Source organism: Janthinobacterium sp. PLB04 (assembly GCF_021165895.1).
Lineage (GTDB): Bacteria > Pseudomonadota > Gammaproteobacteria > Burkholderiales > Burkholderiaceae_D > Janthinobacterium > Janthinobacterium lividum.
This window is the reverse complement of record NZ_CP088968.1, coordinates 4,269,072-4,284,685: the sequence shown is the minus strand read 5'-3', so window position 1 is coordinate 4,284,685 and position 15,614 is coordinate 4,269,072. Positions and strand designations below refer to the sequence as shown.

The 15,614-nt window shown below is 62.8% G+C and carries 13 protein-coding genes; 10 read left to right on the top strand and 3 right to left on the bottom strand.

What is annotated here, in order from left to right:
• Window positions 1-119 precede the first annotated feature (119 nt).
• The 3 genes from LSO07_RS18850 (at window position 120) to LSO07_RS18840 (ending at window position 4,479) form a co-directional block, all read left to right on the top strand.
• On the top strand, window positions 120-1,154 hold the full coding sequence (locus LSO07_RS18850; protein WP_151096265.1) for a LacI family DNA-binding transcriptional regulator: 1,035 nt from the start codon (window positions 120-122) through the stop codon (window positions 1,152-1,154).
• Window positions 1,155-1,438: 284 nt separating this feature from the next.
• Window positions 1,439-3,727: a 5-methyltetrahydropteroyltriglutamate--homocysteine S-methyltransferase gene (metE, locus tag LSO07_RS18845; protein WP_151096264.1), complete on the top strand. Its 2,289-nt coding sequence runs from the start codon at window positions 1,439-1,441 to the stop codon at window positions 3,725-3,727.
• Window positions 3,728-3,912: 185 nt separating this feature from the next.
• The gene (locus tag LSO07_RS18840; protein ID WP_225317354.1) at window positions 3,913-4,479 is read left to right on the top strand and encodes a hypothetical protein; all 567 of its coding nucleotides are present in this window, start codon (window positions 3,913-3,915) and stop codon (window positions 4,477-4,479) included.
• 161 nt (window positions 4,480-4,640) lie between these two features.
• Here LSO07_RS18840 and LSO07_RS18835 read toward each other — a convergent pair whose 3' ends face one another.
• On the bottom strand, window positions 4,641-4,829 hold the full coding sequence (locus LSO07_RS18835) for a hypothetical protein (RefSeq protein ID WP_034781057.1): 189 nt from the start codon (window positions 4,827-4,829) through the stop codon (window positions 4,641-4,643).
• Window positions 4,830-4,966: 137 nt separating this feature from the next.
• Between LSO07_RS18835 and LSO07_RS18830 the strand changes: the two genes are divergently transcribed.
• Window positions 4,967-6,073: a transketolase-like TK C-terminal-containing protein gene (locus LSO07_RS18830; protein ID WP_151096263.1), complete on the top strand. Its 1,107-nt coding sequence runs from the start codon at window positions 4,967-4,969 to the stop codon at window positions 6,071-6,073.
• Here LSO07_RS18830 and LSO07_RS18825 read toward each other — a convergent pair.
• Window positions 6,058-6,549 (bottom strand): MarR family winged helix-turn-helix transcriptional regulator, encoded by a 492-nt coding sequence (locus LSO07_RS18825; protein ID WP_034781061.1) that lies wholly within the window; start codon window positions 6,547-6,549, stop codon window positions 6,058-6,060. The genes LSO07_RS18830 and LSO07_RS18825 overlap by 16 nt on opposite strands.
• Before the next feature lie 134 nt (window positions 6,550-6,683).
• Here LSO07_RS18825 and aceE point away from each other — a divergent pair, with 134 nt between their 5' ends.
• The 3 genes from aceE (at window position 6,684) to LSO07_RS18810 (ending at window position 11,818) form a co-directional block, all read left to right on the top strand.
• Complete coding sequence (gene aceE / locus LSO07_RS18820) at window positions 6,684-9,359, top strand: pyruvate dehydrogenase (acetyl-transferring), homodimeric type (RefSeq protein WP_151096262.1); 2,676 nt, start codon at window positions 6,684-6,686, stop codon at window positions 9,357-9,359.
• 17 nt (window positions 9,360-9,376) lie between these two features.
• A complete protein-coding gene (gene gstA, locus LSO07_RS18815) occupies window positions 9,377-9,997 on the top strand; it encodes a glutathione transferase GstA (protein WP_151096261.1) in 621 nt (206 codons plus the stop codon).
• A gap of 231 nt (window positions 9,998-10,228) precedes the next feature.
• Window positions 10,229-11,818, top strand: a complete 1,590-nt coding sequence (locus LSO07_RS18810; protein ID WP_151096260.1) for an aspartate:alanine exchanger family transporter — start codon at window positions 10,229-10,231, stop codon at window positions 11,816-11,818.
• Window positions 11,819-11,830: 12 nt separating this feature from the next.
• Here LSO07_RS18810 and LSO07_RS18805 read toward each other — a convergent pair whose 3' ends face one another.
• A complete protein-coding gene (locus tag LSO07_RS18805) occupies window positions 11,831-13,039 on the bottom strand; it encodes an MFS transporter (protein WP_151096259.1) in 1,209 nt (402 codons plus the stop codon).
• Between the two features lie 156 nt (window positions 13,040-13,195).
• Here LSO07_RS18805 and LSO07_RS18800 point away from each other — a divergent pair, with 156 nt between their 5' ends.
• From LSO07_RS18800 to LSO07_RS18790, 3 genes are all read left to right on the top strand, one after another.
• The gene (locus tag LSO07_RS18800) at window positions 13,196-13,783 is read left to right on the top strand and encodes a TetR/AcrR family transcriptional regulator (RefSeq protein ID WP_151096258.1); all 588 of its coding nucleotides are present in this window, start codon (window positions 13,196-13,198) and stop codon (window positions 13,781-13,783) included.
• Between the two features lie 97 nt (window positions 13,784-13,880).
• Complete coding sequence (locus LSO07_RS18795) at window positions 13,881-14,231, top strand: VOC family protein (RefSeq protein WP_034781067.1); 351 nt, start codon at window positions 13,881-13,883, stop codon at window positions 14,229-14,231.
• 182 nt (window positions 14,232-14,413) lie between these two features.
• Complete coding sequence (locus LSO07_RS18790) at window positions 14,414-15,604, top strand: acyl-CoA dehydrogenase family protein (RefSeq protein WP_151096257.1); 1,191 nt, start codon at window positions 14,414-14,416, stop codon at window positions 15,602-15,604.
• The last annotated feature ends 10 nt before the right edge of the window (window positions 15,605-15,614 follow it).

The window sequence follows — 15,614 nt, the reverse complement described above, 5'->3', positions numbered from 1 at the left end:
CGGCCCGGCCTGCCAGTATCGCGGCACGCCGTGGCGCACCGGCGCCACTCTGGCATCCCCTGTGCAGCCGGCCATGGCATGATGCATGGTGATCACCGATTTTTGAGAAGGCAGTACCCATGAACGACCCAGTACGCAAGCGGCGCGGCCTCGGCCGCAGCACCGTGTTCGATGTGGCCAAATTGGCACAGACCTCGGCCATTTCCGTGTCGCGCTATTTCAAGGAGCCGGACCGCGTGTCACAGGAAACGCGCGAGCGCATCAAGAGCGCCATCGACCAGCTCGGCTATATCCGCAACGAGGCGGCCGGCGGCCTCGCGTCGACCCAGGGCCGCATCGTGGGCGCCATCGTGCCCAGCGTGTCGAATTCCATCTTTGCGGAAACCATCCAGGGCTTGTCGACTACCTTGTCGCAGCATAATTACCAGTTGCTGCTGGCCACCCACGATTACTCGATCGAGACGGAAGAAAAGGTGGTGCGCGCCTTTCTCGGCTGGTCGCCGCGCGCGCTGGTGCTGACGGGCGCCGACCACAGCGCCGCCACGGAAACCTTGCTGGCGGGCTTGCAGATTCCCGTCATCGAAACGTGGGATATTCGCCCCGAGCGGCCGTATCCGCAAATCGGCTTTTCGCATATCGCCACGGGGCGCGACATGACCTTGTACCTGCACGCGCAAGGCTACCGGCGCATCGTGTATGTGGACAGCGGCATCGGCAGCGATTTCCGCGCGCGCAAGCGGGCCCAGGGGTATGAGGAAACCATGCGGCAGCTGGGTTTGCGTCCTGAAATCGTGCAAGCTTTGGTGACGGCGCCGCTCGACGCGGGCGGGCAAGTGTTCAGCGAGCAAATGGCGCGCGCCGAGCGTCCCGACGCCCTGTTTTTTGCCAACGACAACATGGCGGCAGGTGCCATCTACGAAGCGGCGCGCCTGGGCATCCGCATTCCCGAGCAATGCGCGGTGGCGGGCTTTGGCGACTTCCCGTTCTCGGAAAAACTCATGCCCGCGCTGACGACGATCCGCGTACCGCGCTATGACATCGGCCGCCTGGCTGCACAGGCGATCCTGCAGCGCCTGGGCGAAGTGGACGAGGGCGCCGCGCCGCCAGCCTTGGCGCCGCTGGCCTACCAGCTGATCGCGCGGGCCAGCGCCTGACGGGCACGGTTGACGGCAGATATTGATGAATCATATTTCCATCATCACAACATGCAATTGGATAGCTATGCTGCGATGCGGCATCATGCACTTGTCTCCTCTACTTCCTCACAGGAATTAGATTCAGCCCGCTCCCGCAGCGGGCTTTTTTTTGCCTGCGCCCCGCCGCCTTCGAGCCTGGGCTCACATGAATATTAATAATGGATGCATGAAGTTTTACCATTATTTTTCATGGATGAAAGCCTCTATGATGTCTCCATACTTTACCAGGAGGCACTACCGCCATGACCGTCACGACACATAATCTGGGCTACCCGCGCATCGGCGCCAAACGCGAACTGAAATTCGCACTGGAAGACTACTGGAAAGGCAACAGCACGCTGGCCGCGCTGGAAGGCCGGGGCGCCGAACTGCGCCAGCGCCACTGGCAAGACCAGGACGGGCTGGACCTGGCGCCCGTGGGCGACTTTTCCTTCTATGACCAGGTGCTGGACCTGAGCTTTACCCTGGGTAATTTGCCGCAGCGCGTGCGCCACCTGACTGGCGCAGCGCTCGACAACTATTTCCGCGTGGCCCGTGGCCGCTCGGCCAGCGACAGCGATTGCAGCTGTATCCACGCCGGCGAAATGACGAAATGGTTCGACACCAATTATCACTACATCGTGCCGGAATTTGCGGCCGACACGCAGTTCAAGCTCGACAGCAGCCGCCTGTTGCAGCAACTGGCGCAGGCGCGCCAGCTGAATGTAAAGGCCAAGCCCGTGCTGATCGGCCCTGTCACCTATTTGTGGCTGGGCAAGGCCAAGGACGATTCCGACAAGCTGGCGCTGCTGCAAGGCTTGCTGCCCGTCTATGTGCAACTGTTGCAGGAACTGGCCGCGCAGGGCGTGGAGTGGGTGCAGATCGATGAACCGGTACTCGTCACGGAACTGGACAGCGCCTGGCAGCAGGCGCTGGTCGCCGCCTACGATGCCTTGAGCAAGGTCAACAACGTCAAACTGCTGCTGGCCACGTATTTCGGCAAGCTGCAAGATAACCTGGCACTGGCGTGCAAGCTGCCCGTGCAAGGCTTGCACCTGGATGCCGTCAACGCCCGCGAGGAAGTGGCGCAAGTGATCGCGCAATTGCCAAGTTCCAGCGTCTTGTCGCTGGGCGTGGTGAATGGCCGCAATATCTGGAAGACGGATTTGACGCAAGTGCTGGCGTGGCTGGAACCCGTGCACGCCAGCCTGCAGTCGCGCCTGTGGATCGCGCCGTCGTGCTCCCTGCTGCACGTGCCCGTCGACCTGGACAGCGAGCAAAAGCTGGATACGGATATCCGGTCGTGGCTGGCCTTTGCCCGTCAAAAGCTCGATGAAGTGCGCACCCTGGCCGGCGCGTTGAATAATGGACGCGCCTCCGTGCAAGCGGCGCTGGACGCGAATTTCGCCGCCGTGCAAGCGCGCCGCCAGTCGCCGCGCGTGCACAATCCCGCAGTGAAGGCGGCCGTGGCCCGCATCGACGCAAGCCTGGGCCAGCGCGCCGGCAGCTATGCCGAGCGGGCCGCCAAGCAAGCCGCGCTGCTGCAACTGCCGCTGTACCCGACGACGACCATCGGCTCATTTCCGCAGACGGCGCAAATCCGCCAGGCCCGCAGCCAGTTTCGCAGCGGCCAGCTGGATGCGGCCAGCTACAAGAAACTGATGCAGGCGGAAATCGCGCATTGCGTCAAGGAACAGGAAACCCTGGGCCTGGACGTCTTCGTGCACGGCGAAGCGGAACGCAACGACATGGTGGAGTATTTCGGCGAACAGCTCGACGGCTACACCTTCAGCCAGTTCGGCTGGGTGCAATCGTACGGTTCGCGCTGCGTCAAGCCGCCCATCCTGTTCGGCGACATCAGCCGCCCGCGCGCCATGACGGTCGAGTGGAGCACCTACGCCCAGTCGCTCACGGACAAGCCGATGAAGGGCATGCTGACGGGCCCCGTCACCATCCTGAACTGGTCTTTCGTGCGCGACGACCAGCCCCGTTCCGTGTCGTGCCACCAGCTGGCGCTGGCGATGCGCGCCGAGGTGCAGGACCTGGAACAGGCCGGCATCCGCGTGATCCAGATCGACGAAGCGGCCTTGCGCGAAGGTTTGCCACTGCGTAAAGCCCAGTGGGCCGAGTACCTGCGCTGGGCCGTGGAATCGTTCCGTATCACGGCCAATGGCGTGGCCGACGAGACGCAGATCCACACGCACATGTGCTATTCGGAATTCAACGACATCATCGCGCAGATCGCCGACATGGATGCGGACGTCATCACCATTGAAACGTCGCGCTCCGACATGGAATTGCTGGATGCCTTCGATGACTTTAACTATCCGAACGCAATCGGCCCTGGCGTCTACGACATCCACTCGCCGAATATTCCTGGCCAGGAACAGATGGTCAAACTGATGCGCAAGGCGGCCGAGCGCATTCCCGCCCAGCGCCTGTGGGTCAACCCCGATTGCGGCCTGAAGACGCGCGGCTGGAAAGAAGTCATTCCCGCGCTGGCCAATATGGTGGCGGCGGCGAAAACCTTGCGCGGCGACAACGTGGCATAAGGATCGCAGGGGCAGGGGAGGCCGCTATGGCTGAGATATAGAACAATCGTATTTCTGTCATCACAACATGCAATTGGATAATGATGCTGCGATGCGGCATCATGCATCTGTCTCCTCTACTTCCTCACAGGAATTAGATTCAGCCCGCTTCCATAGCGGGCTTTTTTTTGCCCTTGCGCATTATCATGCAGGCCTCCACCGCTTCATCGCTTAAGATACCGTTGCCTGACCATACCCAAGGAGACAAGTTGATGATGCCTTTGTTTCGCGCCGCCGGCATGCTGGCGCTGATAGCGCTCGGTGCCTGTTCGGACGAAAAGCACCCGCTTGAGCGCCACCTGGCCCAATTGCGACCGGTCACGGTCGCAGCGTTGCCTGATATGGGCTGGCCAGCCGGCACGATGCTGTGCCCGATGGGTGTTTATGAGAGCGGGATCAGCGACTCGGCGCCTCATGCGGATCGCGTTAACGCATTTCTGAAGCACAAGCAATTCCTGGGCGATGAGGGCCTTTGGTCGCTCATCGTTCTCAAACCGATGCCAGAAGGGGACGCCGGAATCGAGCAGTTGCTTTTCAAGCGCGCAGACTATGACGTGATCAATGACCCGCAACGCATCGAGCGCGATGCGGAGATAGTGCCAGCGGGGTTTGCGCCGCACGCTTGCGTAAGCGTCGAGCAAGCCCGCGTGCTGGTGACGCGCGAACAACGGTCGCATCGAAAGCTCGTCATTTTTGGAACGGCCCGGACGTGATATTGATAAAACATATTTCTATCATCACAACATGCAATTGGATAGCTATGCTGCGATGCGGCATCATGCATCTGTCTCCTCTACTTCCTCACAGGAATTAGATTCAGCCCGCTTCCATAGCGGGCTTTTTTTTGCCCGCGTCATGCATCATGCGTGATGGGCTACAGCACATTCGCCGCCACGGCGGAACTGTAGTTGCGCGCCAGCGCCGCGATGATGGCGGCCATCGCCTGCGGGTTGTCCGTGGCGCCGAAATGCGCGGCATACAGGCGCTTGGCCGCTTCGACTTGCGCATTCGTCAGTTTCACGGCGTAGGCCATGCGCACGGTTTCAGAATTGTTCAGCGTCATTTTTCACCTTGAAGGCAGGAACTCCGGTTGGCTCTCGTGTCCCTTGCTCGCGCAAAGGATTGCAACTACAATAATTGCATTTGCAATCGTATAGGCAATGTCTGCCTTGCGCAAGCGATACGGAAACAGGAGCCGCCATGCAGTCACCCCATTTATTTCCCCATTCTCCACTGCCAGGCGGCGAAACGGGCGGTGCCGCCCATGCCTGCATGACCGCGCTGGCGCCAGCGTCGGGCTTGCCACTGGTACATGCTTCGCCGCGCCGCGCGCTGGGCGCCATGGCGGGCAGCCTGAAGCAGGGCGGCGCCGTGGTGGCGCGGATGCGCAAGGTGGGCACGCACGCGCCGCCGTTCTCGGACGGCGACGCCTGGGAAGTGGGAGCGTCCGCGGGTGCTTGGACTGTGCGCTACCGGCATGGCGCGACGCAGGCGGAAAAGCCGCTGCTCTACCTGTGCAGCCCCGCTTCGCTGCCGGCCTTGCGCGCGGTGCTGGCCGAGTCGGGTGAGCGTGGCATCGTCTGTAATGATGCGGAAACGCAAGCCTCGCACTGGCCGAAAGGCGTGCCCCCCGCGCTGCCCGCCTGGCTGGCCGCGCAGCACAATTGCATGCCGTTCGACCCGGCGACGGGCGAGGAAGTGCGCGCCATCCTGCGCTCGGCACTGGCAACGCTGTACCTGGAACAGCAGCCTGGCTATTACTACCTGGCCACACATGATGAAGATGAGGATGCGGTGGCGGCGCCATTGTCGGCCGCCGATGCGGCAGCGGCCAGCCTGGGCATGTACCGCGTGTCGCCGCCGGGCCCTGCACCAGGCCGGGTGCGCCTGTGCGGGGCAGGGAAGATGCTGGCCGTCGTTGCCGATGCCGCCCGCCTGCTGAAGGAGGACTGGGATATTGCCACGCAAGTGTGGAGTTGTCCCAGCTATACGCGCCTGGCGCGCGATGCGCAGGCGGCGGAACAGTGGAACCTGCTCCACCCGCGCGCCACGCCAAGGTTGGCCCATGTGCGGCGTTGCCTCGATGACAGTGCCGCGCCCGTCATCGCCGTCACCGGCTATGGGCAGCATATCGCGGGCCAGATTGGCGGCTGCGTGCGCGGGCGTTTTATCGCCGTCGGTGCCGATACCCGGATGGAAACGAGTGCGCCATGGCTAGCCGTCACCGCGCTGAAAGCCCTGGCCGACGATGGCGCGCTGCCGGTGCAGTTCGTCGATTACGCGCTGCGGCGCTACGCCTTGCTCTGAACCTTGCTCTGGCCTGCGCCGCGGGCCGCCTCGGCGGCGCGCGCGAGGGCGGCGCTGAAGTCCTGCTGCTCGCCGCTGTCAAATTGCGCCAGGAACAGGTCGGCCACCGTGGCCTGGTACACGGCCCACATTTGCTTGCGCAGGATTTTGCCGTCTTCCGTGATGGAGACAAAGGCGGCGCGCCCGTCTTCCATCGAGCGCGTGCGCGTCACCAGCCCGTCCGTTTCCAGCTTGTCCACCAGGCGCGTGAGGTTGTAGCGCTCGATGGCCAGCGCGTCGGCCAGTTCGTGCATGCGGCGCGACCCGTCCGGACCGCTTTCGAGTCCCCACAGCACGTCATACCACGCATACACGGGCAGCTTGGCCGCCGCCAGACGGCGTTCGATCTCGCGGATCATCAAACGGTGCGTGCGCACGAATGAAAACCACAGGTCGGGCGCGGTTGCGGACTTGCTTGCAGGCTCAGTTGCAGACATCGGTATTCCTCCAGATCGATCACAGTTGCAAATGCAATTATAGCGCGATACAATGGCCCGCATAACGATTGCAAATGCAATGATTGCAATGGCAATCGATAATGACGATGAATGCCCACCCCCAGGAGACTGCCATGACCCCATCCCTCGCTGTACCCGATATCGATCCGCAGGAAACCAAAGAATGGCTGGAGGCGATGCAAGCCGTCGTCGCCGTGGAAGGGCGTCCGCGCGCCCACTACCTGCTCGACCAGCTCGTCGATCATGACGCCGCGCAGCACGGCGGCATGCCCGGCCGCGTCACCACCGCCTACACCAACAGCATCGCCACGGCGCGCCAGCCCGCGTATCCGGGCGACCTGGCCATCGAGCGCCGCCTGAATGCCTACATCCGCTGGAACGCCATGGTGATGGTGCTGCGCGCTGCCAGGCACTCGAACGTGGGCGGCCACATCGCCACCTACCAGTCGGCGGCCGTGCTGTACGACGTCGGCTTCAGCCATTTCTTCCGCGGCCATACGGACCAGTTTGCCGGTGATCTGGTCTACATCCAGGGCCATTCCGCGCCCGGCATCTATGGCCGCGCCTATCTGGAAGGCCGCATCACGGAAGCGCAGCTGGACAATTACCGCCGCGAAGCGGGCCGCGAGGGCTTGTCGTCGTATCCGCATCCCCGTTTGATGCCGGATTTCTGGCAATTCCCCACGGTATCGATGGGACTGGGGCCGCTGACGGCCGCCTACCAGGCCCGTTTCATGCGGTACCTCGAGTACCGCGGCTTGAAGGAGCACCAGGGGCGCAAGGTGTGGGCTTTCCTCGGCGATGGCGAGATGGACCAGCCAGAGTCCCTGGCGGCCATTTCCCTGGGTGGCCGCGAGCGCCTGGATAACCTGATCTTTGTTGTCAACTGCAACTTGCAGCGCCTGGATGGCCCCGTGCGCGGCAACAGCAAGGTCATCCAGGAACTGGAAGGCACCTTCCGCGCGGCGGGCTGGCATGTCATCAAGGTCATCTGGGGCAGCGGCTGGGATGCTTTATTGCAGAGCGACACGAGCGGCTTGTTACGTCAGCGCATGATGGAATGCGTGGACGGCGATTACCAGACCTTCAAATCGCAGAACGGCGCGTATGTGCGCGAGCATTTCTTTGGCAAGTATCCGGAACTGCTGGCGCTGGTGGCGCACATGACGGATGACGAAATCTGGCAGCTGACGCGCGGCGGACACGATCCCGAAAAAGTCCACGCGGCCTACGCGGAAGCCATGCGCACGACTGGCCGGCCCACCGTGATCCTGGCCAAGACCGTCAAGGGCTTCGGCATGGGCGAGGCGGGCGAAGGACAGAATATCAACCATCAGCTGAAAAAGATGAGCGCCGACGCCGTGCGCGCGTTCCGCGACCGCTTCGCCTTGCCCGTCAGCGATGCGCAGCTGGAAGACATGCCCTATCTGAAACCGGCGCCGGACAGCGAGGAAGCGCGCTACTTTGCCGCGCGCCGGGCACAGCTGGGCGGCTACATCCCGGCCCGCATCAGCAAGGTGGCGCCCCTGCCCATCCCGCCGCTGTCCGCGTTCGCCACCCAGCTCAAGGATAGCGGCGAGCGGGGCGCGTCCACCACCATGGCCTTCGTGCGCATCCTCGGCACCCTGCTGAAAGACCCTGCCCTGGGCAAGATCATCGTGCCCATCGTGCCCGACGAATCGCGCACCTTCGGCATGGAAGGCCTGTTCCGCCAGATCGGCATCCATTCCTACCTGGGCCAGCTGTACACGCCGCAGGATGCGGGCCAGCTCAGCTATTACAAGGAAGCCAAGGATGGGCAGATATTGCAGGAAGGTATCAACGAATCGGGTGCCATTTCCTCCTGGATCGCCGCCGGCACGTCCTACAGCAACCATGGCCTGGCCACCATCCCGTTCTACATCTTCTATTCGATGTTCGGCTTGCAGCGCGTGGGCGACCTGGCCTGGGCGGCGGCCGATGCCCGCACGCGCGGCTTCTTGCTGGGCGCCACGTCGGGACGCACGACACTGATGGGGGAGGGACTCCAGCACGACGATGGACACAGCCACGTGCTGTCGTCCGTGATTCCCAACTGCATCTCCTACGATCCCACCTATGCCTACGAGCTGGCCGTGATCATCCACGACGGCATGCGCCGCATGTTTGCTGAGCAAGAAGATATTTTCTATTACATCACCTTGCTCAACGAAAACTATCCGCACCCGGCCATGCCGGAAGGAGCCGAGGCGGGCATCCTGCAGGGGCTGTATCTGCTGCAGGAAAGCCCGGCAGCACCCACGGCAACCACGCCGCGCGTGCAGCTGATGGGCAGCGGTTCCATCCTGCGCGAGGTGCTGGCCGCCAGTGTGTTGCTGCAGCAGGATTTTGGCGTGGCGGCCGACGTGTGGAGCGCCACCAGCCTGACGCAAGTGCGGCGCGACGGCCTGGCCGTGCAGCGCTGGAACATGCTGCACCCGGACAGCGCACCCCGCGTTCCATATATCGCGCAATGCCTGGCCGGCCGGCAAGGCCCGCTGGTGATCGCCACCGATTACATGAAGATCGTGGCGGACCAGGTGCGCCCCTTCGTGCACGACCGGCGCTTCGTTGCCCTGGGCACGGATGGCTTCGGCCGTTCCGATACGCGCGAATCCTTGCGCACCTTCTTTGAAGTGGACCGCCATTTCATCGTGCTGGCCGCCCTGACGGCGCTGGCTGACGGGGGCCAGCTGCCGCGCAACAAGATTGGCGTAGCCATCGCCAAATACGGCATCGACGTGGAAAAACTTGATCCCGCGTCCGTGTAACTTTTCGAGGAGTAATCATGAAACTGTATTACGCAACGGGCACATGTTCCCTGTCGCCGCACATCGTGGCCATCGAGGCGGGCATCGCGCTGGAACTGGAAAGAGTCGATATTCGCAAGATTCCACGCGTCACGGAAACGGGCGCCGACTACGCGCAAGTGAATGCGAACCTGTATGTGCCGGCGCTGGTGCTGGACGATGGCACCGTCTTGCTGGAGGGCACGGCCATCGTGCAATATCTGGCCGATCTGTCGCCGGACAGCGGCCTGGCGCCGCCGCCGGGTTCCCTGGCACGCGTGCAGCTGCAATCGTGGCTGGGGTTTATTGCCACCGAGCTGCACAAGGTGTTCAGCCCCTGGCTGTTCCACCCGGAATACGGCACGCAGGCGCAGGACGTGGCCCGCTCGCGCCTGGCCGCACGCCTCGATTATGTCGAGCGGCAACTGGCGGCCGGCGGGCCGTATCTGCTGGGCGAGCGCTATTCCATCGCGGATGCCTATCTGTACACCATCCTCGGCTGGTCGGCGCATACGCAGGTGGATCTGTCGGCCTTCCCGCACGTGAGGCGCTTGATCGAGCGCGTCGGCGAGCGTCCCGCCGTGCACCAGGCGCTGCGCGAGGAGGCGAGCAGATATTGATAAATCATATTTCCATCATCACAACATGCAATTGGAATGATATGCTGCGATGCGGCATCATTCACCTGTCTCCTCTACTTCCTCACAGGAATTAGATTCAGCCCGCTTCCATAGCGGGCTTTTTTTTGCCCGTTTTTCAGGTACAAACCTGCGCACGCTTGCTTGTCATCATCGCCATCGTGTTGCTTTTGTGCATGCTAAACTGGGCCTTCCCCAGACCAAGGTTGCCTGATGCTTCAATTATTTCGCCACACGCTGGAGTCCACGCCCATTCTCGCCCTGTTTCTCGTCATCGGCGCCGGTTATGCGCTGGGGCGCATCAGCGTGTTCGGCTTTTCTCTGGGCGTGGGCGGCGTGCTGTTCGCGGGGCTGGCGCTGGGCGCGTTTGCTCCCGGCTCCGTGCCGCCGCCGATGGTCGGCTCCATCGGCCTGCTGCTGTTTCTATATGGCATAGGCGTGCAGTACGGCGTGCAGTTTTTCGCCGGCTTGCGCGGTGCGGGGCAGAAACACAATGTGATCGCTTTTATTGCCGTCATGGGCGGCCTGGCCGTGTCTGTCTGGGGCGGGCAGTGGATTGACATTTCTCTGCGCATGGCCAGCGGCGTGTTTGCCGGCGCCATGACCAGCACGGCTGCCTTGCAGGCGGCGCTGGAGGCGTCGCACGGCAATGGCGACGCGGCCGTCGGCTATGCCGTCGCGTATCCGTTCGGCGTCGTCGGCCCCATGCTGGGCCTGTACCTGGCCGGGCGCATCTTGAAACCCGTGCTGACGCCGCCGCCGGCACCCATCGTCGTGTCCGAAATTACCATCGATGCAGCAACATTGGCGGGCGCGGCCCTGTCCGAACTGGCCGACGGCCCCCTGGCTGGCGTGCAAGTGATCGGCGTGCGCCAGGGGCACCAGAACCGCTTGCCCGACCCTGGCCTCGTACTCGGCGTCGGGGACGCGCTGATGGTGTCGGGCACGGTGGCGGGGGTGGATGCGGCGCGCACGGCGCTGGGCCACCTGGACCCGGGCCGGCTGATGAAGGACCGCAGCGCGTTCGATGGCACGGAAGTGTTCGTGTCGGACGCGGAAATCGTCGGCGTGCCTCTGGGCGAGCTGAACCTGTCCAAGGATTTCCCCCTGCAGATCGCGTTCATCCGCCGCGGCGACGCCATGATCCTGCCGCATCCGTTCCTGACCCTGGAATTCGGCGACAGGGTGATGGCCATTGCGCCTGCGAAACATGCGGCCGATGTGCGCAAGCTGTTCGGCAATTCCATCACGGCCACGGCCGAGTTCAGCTATGTCTCGCTGGGCATGGGCATGGTGCTGGGCGTTCTGCTGGGCCTGGTACCGATCCCTTTGCCGTGGATCGGTTCGTTCAGCCTGGGCCTGGCCGGCGGGCCGCTGGTGATGGCACTGATCCTGGGCCGCCTGGGCAGGGTGGGCCGGATCAGCTGGCGCCTGCCGCTGTCGGCCAACCTGGTGATGCGCAACTATGGCTTGACGATTTTCCTCGCTTCCGTCGGCATGGCGTCCGGCTTGCCCTTCGTGCAGCAGGTGGGCGCCGACGGCTTGCCCATGCTGGCGCTGGGCGCCGTGACGGTGCTGGTGGTGGTGGCCCTTGTCGTGATCCTGGGCAAGGTCTTCCTGCGCCTGCCGTTTCCTGAATTGCTGGGCATCGCGGCCGGCGCCACGGGCAACCCGGCCGTGCTGGTGTTCGCCAACCGCCTGGCCAAGTCGGATCGCCCGAACCTCGGTTACGCGATGATTTTCCCCAGCATGACCATCGTCAAGATCGTTGCCGTGCAGGTGCTGCTGCATCTGTACGGCTGATTGCGGCCACAGTCAGTCTCTTGCAGGGCCAGGCTGCTTGTCGGCGTCAACCAAGCGGATGCCAAAAGACAGCAGCAAGGCGGCAGCGGCGCATCCTGCGGCAAGCCACAGGTTGGCCGAGAGGCCCAGCTTGTCCACGGCCTGGCCGCCGGTCCACGCCCCGAGCGCAATGCCGATATTGAAGACACCGACATACAGCGCGGCGACGATCTCCACGGCCCCGGGCGCCGCCTTCATCATCAAGGTCATCAAGCCGACCGATACGCCACCGTAGGCCAGTCCCCAGGCCAGCAGCACCACGCCGCCGCCGATGCCGGAGTCGCCGACAGCCAGGAACAGCAGCGGCGTGAGCAGCAGGCCGCCCGAGATGGCGACGATGGTAGTCACCGCGCGCCGCGCCGCCACGACACCGGCCAGGAAGTTTCCAATGATGCCCGCGCAGCCATAGGCAAACAGCAGCGCGCCCAGCCATTGCGTATCAAACCCCGACATGGACAGCAGTAGCGGGCGCACGAAGGTAAAGGCCATGAAATGGCTGGTCACCAGCAACAGGGTCAGAAGCAGCCCCGCTTGCAACTGCCTGTTGCGCAGCTGTTTGCCGAATTGGCGCAAGGTCGCCGCACCGGCAGCGGGCAGTGCGGGAATGACGGCCAGATGCAGCGCCAGTACCAGGCTGCTGAACAGCGCCATGACGCCGAAGGCCCAGCGCCATCCCGCAACGTCGCCGATTTGTGCGCCTAGCGGCACGCCCAGCACGGAAGCGGCCGCCACGCCACCGAAGATGATCGACGTTGCCAGGCCGGTCGAGCGCGCAGGAACCAGGCGGGAAGCGAGGCCGCCGGCGATGGCCCAGATGCCGCCCATGCAAAACCCGACGAGAACACGGGCAGCCAGCATCCACGCCATGTTCTGCGCCAGGGCCGAGGCAATGTTCGCGATCACCAATAGTGTCAGCAAACCACAGAGAATCTTGCGCCTGTCCAGGCTGCCCGATGCGACCACGACCAGCGGCGCAAACATGGCCGCCAGCAATGCCGGCAGCGAGATCATCAGGCCGGCGGTTCCCGTGGAGGTGCCCAGGGTGTCAGCAATCGGCGTCAACAGGCCGACCGGGAGCATTTCCGTCGTCACGACCGAAAAGGTGGCCATGCCGACGGCGCAGACCGCCAGCCACGGGTGGCGGACACGGGGTTGTGCGGCAGCGCAGGCAGACGTACTCATGGTTCATATCCTTCATGTGATCATTCGATAAACGGCGCATGCCTTGCTTGCAATGGAGATACGTCGCAGTGATAATACATACATCGCGTATGAATAGTATATATTCATACGCACTGTATGTAAACAATCATGCGCTACGTATGCAAGGAGGAAGCAATGGTTCGCCGCACCCGTGTGGAAATGGAAGAAACCCGAGCATCGTTGCTGGCCACGGCCCGCAAAGTGTTCAGCGAGCGCGGTTATGCCGACACGTCAATGGACGACCTTACCGCGCAGGCCGGCCTGACGCGTGGGGCCCTGTATCATCACTTCGGCGACAAGAAGGGCTTGCTGCTGGCGGTAGTGGAGCAGATCGACGCGGAAATGGATGGCCGCCTGCAAGCCATCTCCGACGGCGCCGAAGACTTGTGGGAAGGCTTTCGCAGCCGCTGCCGTGCCTATCTGGAGATGGCCCTGGAACCGGAGATTCAGCGCATCGTCTTACGCGATGCGAGGGCGGTCCTCGGTGGCGCTTCACCGGACTCGCAGCGCCATTGCCTCGAGTCGATGCAAAAGCTTATCCAGCAGCTGATTCACCGAGGCATCGTGGCCGACGCTTGCCCAGAAGCACTGGCTTCGCTGATCTACGGCAGTCTGGCAGAAGCGGCGTTCTGGATCGCAGAAGGTGAGGAAGGCAATGCGCGCCTGATAAATGGAGTGGCGGCATTGGAATTGCTGTTACGGGGGATGTTGCTTGACAGGTAATCGCGTCAAGTGGCCATCACGCCAGAAGCGGACACGTCTGGAGACGTGGAGGGCGATATTGAGCAGGGTTGGACTTATATAGACATGGAGGAAAAATATGCAAGTCAAGCGTATCGTTGCAAATTTCCCGGCGTCGGATCCGGGCCTGGCGCGGACGTTTTACCAGGACGTGCTGGGTCTGAGCCTGTTGATGGACCACGGCTGGATCATGACGTATGGTTCGCAAAGCGAGATGAGCGTGCAAGTGAGCTTCGCGACGGAAGGCGGCTCGAATACCGCTGTGCCCGACCTTTCCATTGAAGTCGATGACGTGGATGCCGCATTGGCACGCATGCGTGGAGCAGGGTTTCCCATTGAATATGGTCCTGCCGATGAACCTTGGGGTGTCAGGCGGTTTTTCGTGCGCGACCCTTTCGGCAAGCTCATTAATATCCTGTCGCACACCTAGACGCGGTCCCAAGGCCAGCAGTCAGCCAATTCCACCCGCTTCCCTTGCGCGCCAGCCTGTGTAAAAGGCCTGGCGCGCCTCCCAATCTGTTGTACAATCCTTGAGAACGGTCGTGCTTTTTTGTGCGCTGAGCTTCCTTGCGTGCAGTCATCACGGCAACCGATAAGAACAAGGAGACAGACATGGACCTGCATTACACGGCCGAGGAGAGCGCCTTCCGCGACACGGTGCGCGCCTTCCTCGACACCCATTTGCCGGCGGACTTGCAGCGCAAGGTGCGCCAGCATCTGCGCCTGAACCGCGACGATTACGTGCGCTGGCACAAGATTGTCGCGCAACAAGGCTGGGCCGCGCCGGCCTGGCCCGTCGAACATGGCGGCACGGGTTGGACGTCCGTGCAGCGCCACATCTGGGAAGACGAGTGCGCGCGCGCCGCCACGCCGCCGATCTTGCCATTTGGCATCAACATGGTGGCGCCCGTCATCATGGCCTTCGCCAACGCCGAGCAAAAAGCATACTATCTGCCGCGCATCCTGAACTGCGACGACTGGTGGTGCCAGGGTTATTCGGAACCGGGCGCCGGGTCCGACCTCGCTTCCCTGAAAACCACGGCCCAGCGCGACGGCGACCACTACATCGTGAATGGCCAGAAAACCTGGACGACGCTGGGCCAGCACGCGGACATGATCTTTTGTCTGGTGCGCACGGATAGCACGGTGCGCAAGCAGGAAGGCATCAGTTTCTTGCTGATCGACATGAAAACGCCGGGCATCACCGTGCGCCCCATCATCATGCTCGATGAAGAACATGAAGTGAACGAAGTCTTCTTCGACAACGTGCGCGTGCCCGTCAGCAACCTGGTCGGCCAGGAAAACAAGGGCTGGACCTACGCCAAGTATCTGCTGGGGCACGAGCGCACGGGCATCGCCGCCGTGGGCCGCTCCAAGCGCGAGCTGACTTTCCTCAAGCAACTGGCCATGCAGCAGAGCAAGCGCGGCGCGCCACTGCTGCACGATCCCGCCTTTGCGGCCAAGGTGGCCCACCTGGAAATCGAATTGATGGCGCTGGAAATGACGGTCTTGCGCGTCATCAGCGAAGAAGGCAAGGGACCGGGACCGCAGGCATCGATGCTGAAGGTGCGCGGTTCGGAACTGCAGCAACAACTGACGGAACTGATGGTCGAAGCCATCGGCCCGCAAGCCTTGCCGTTCGACCCGGCATTCCTTGACGGCAGCGCGCCGCACGGCGCTGGCGGCGACGACCTGGCCGCGCCGCTGGCCGCGTACTACTTCAATTACCGCAAGACATCGATCTATGGCGGCTCGAATGAAATCCAGAAAAACATCATCACGCAGATGATCCTGGGCCTGTAAGCCAGAAGGA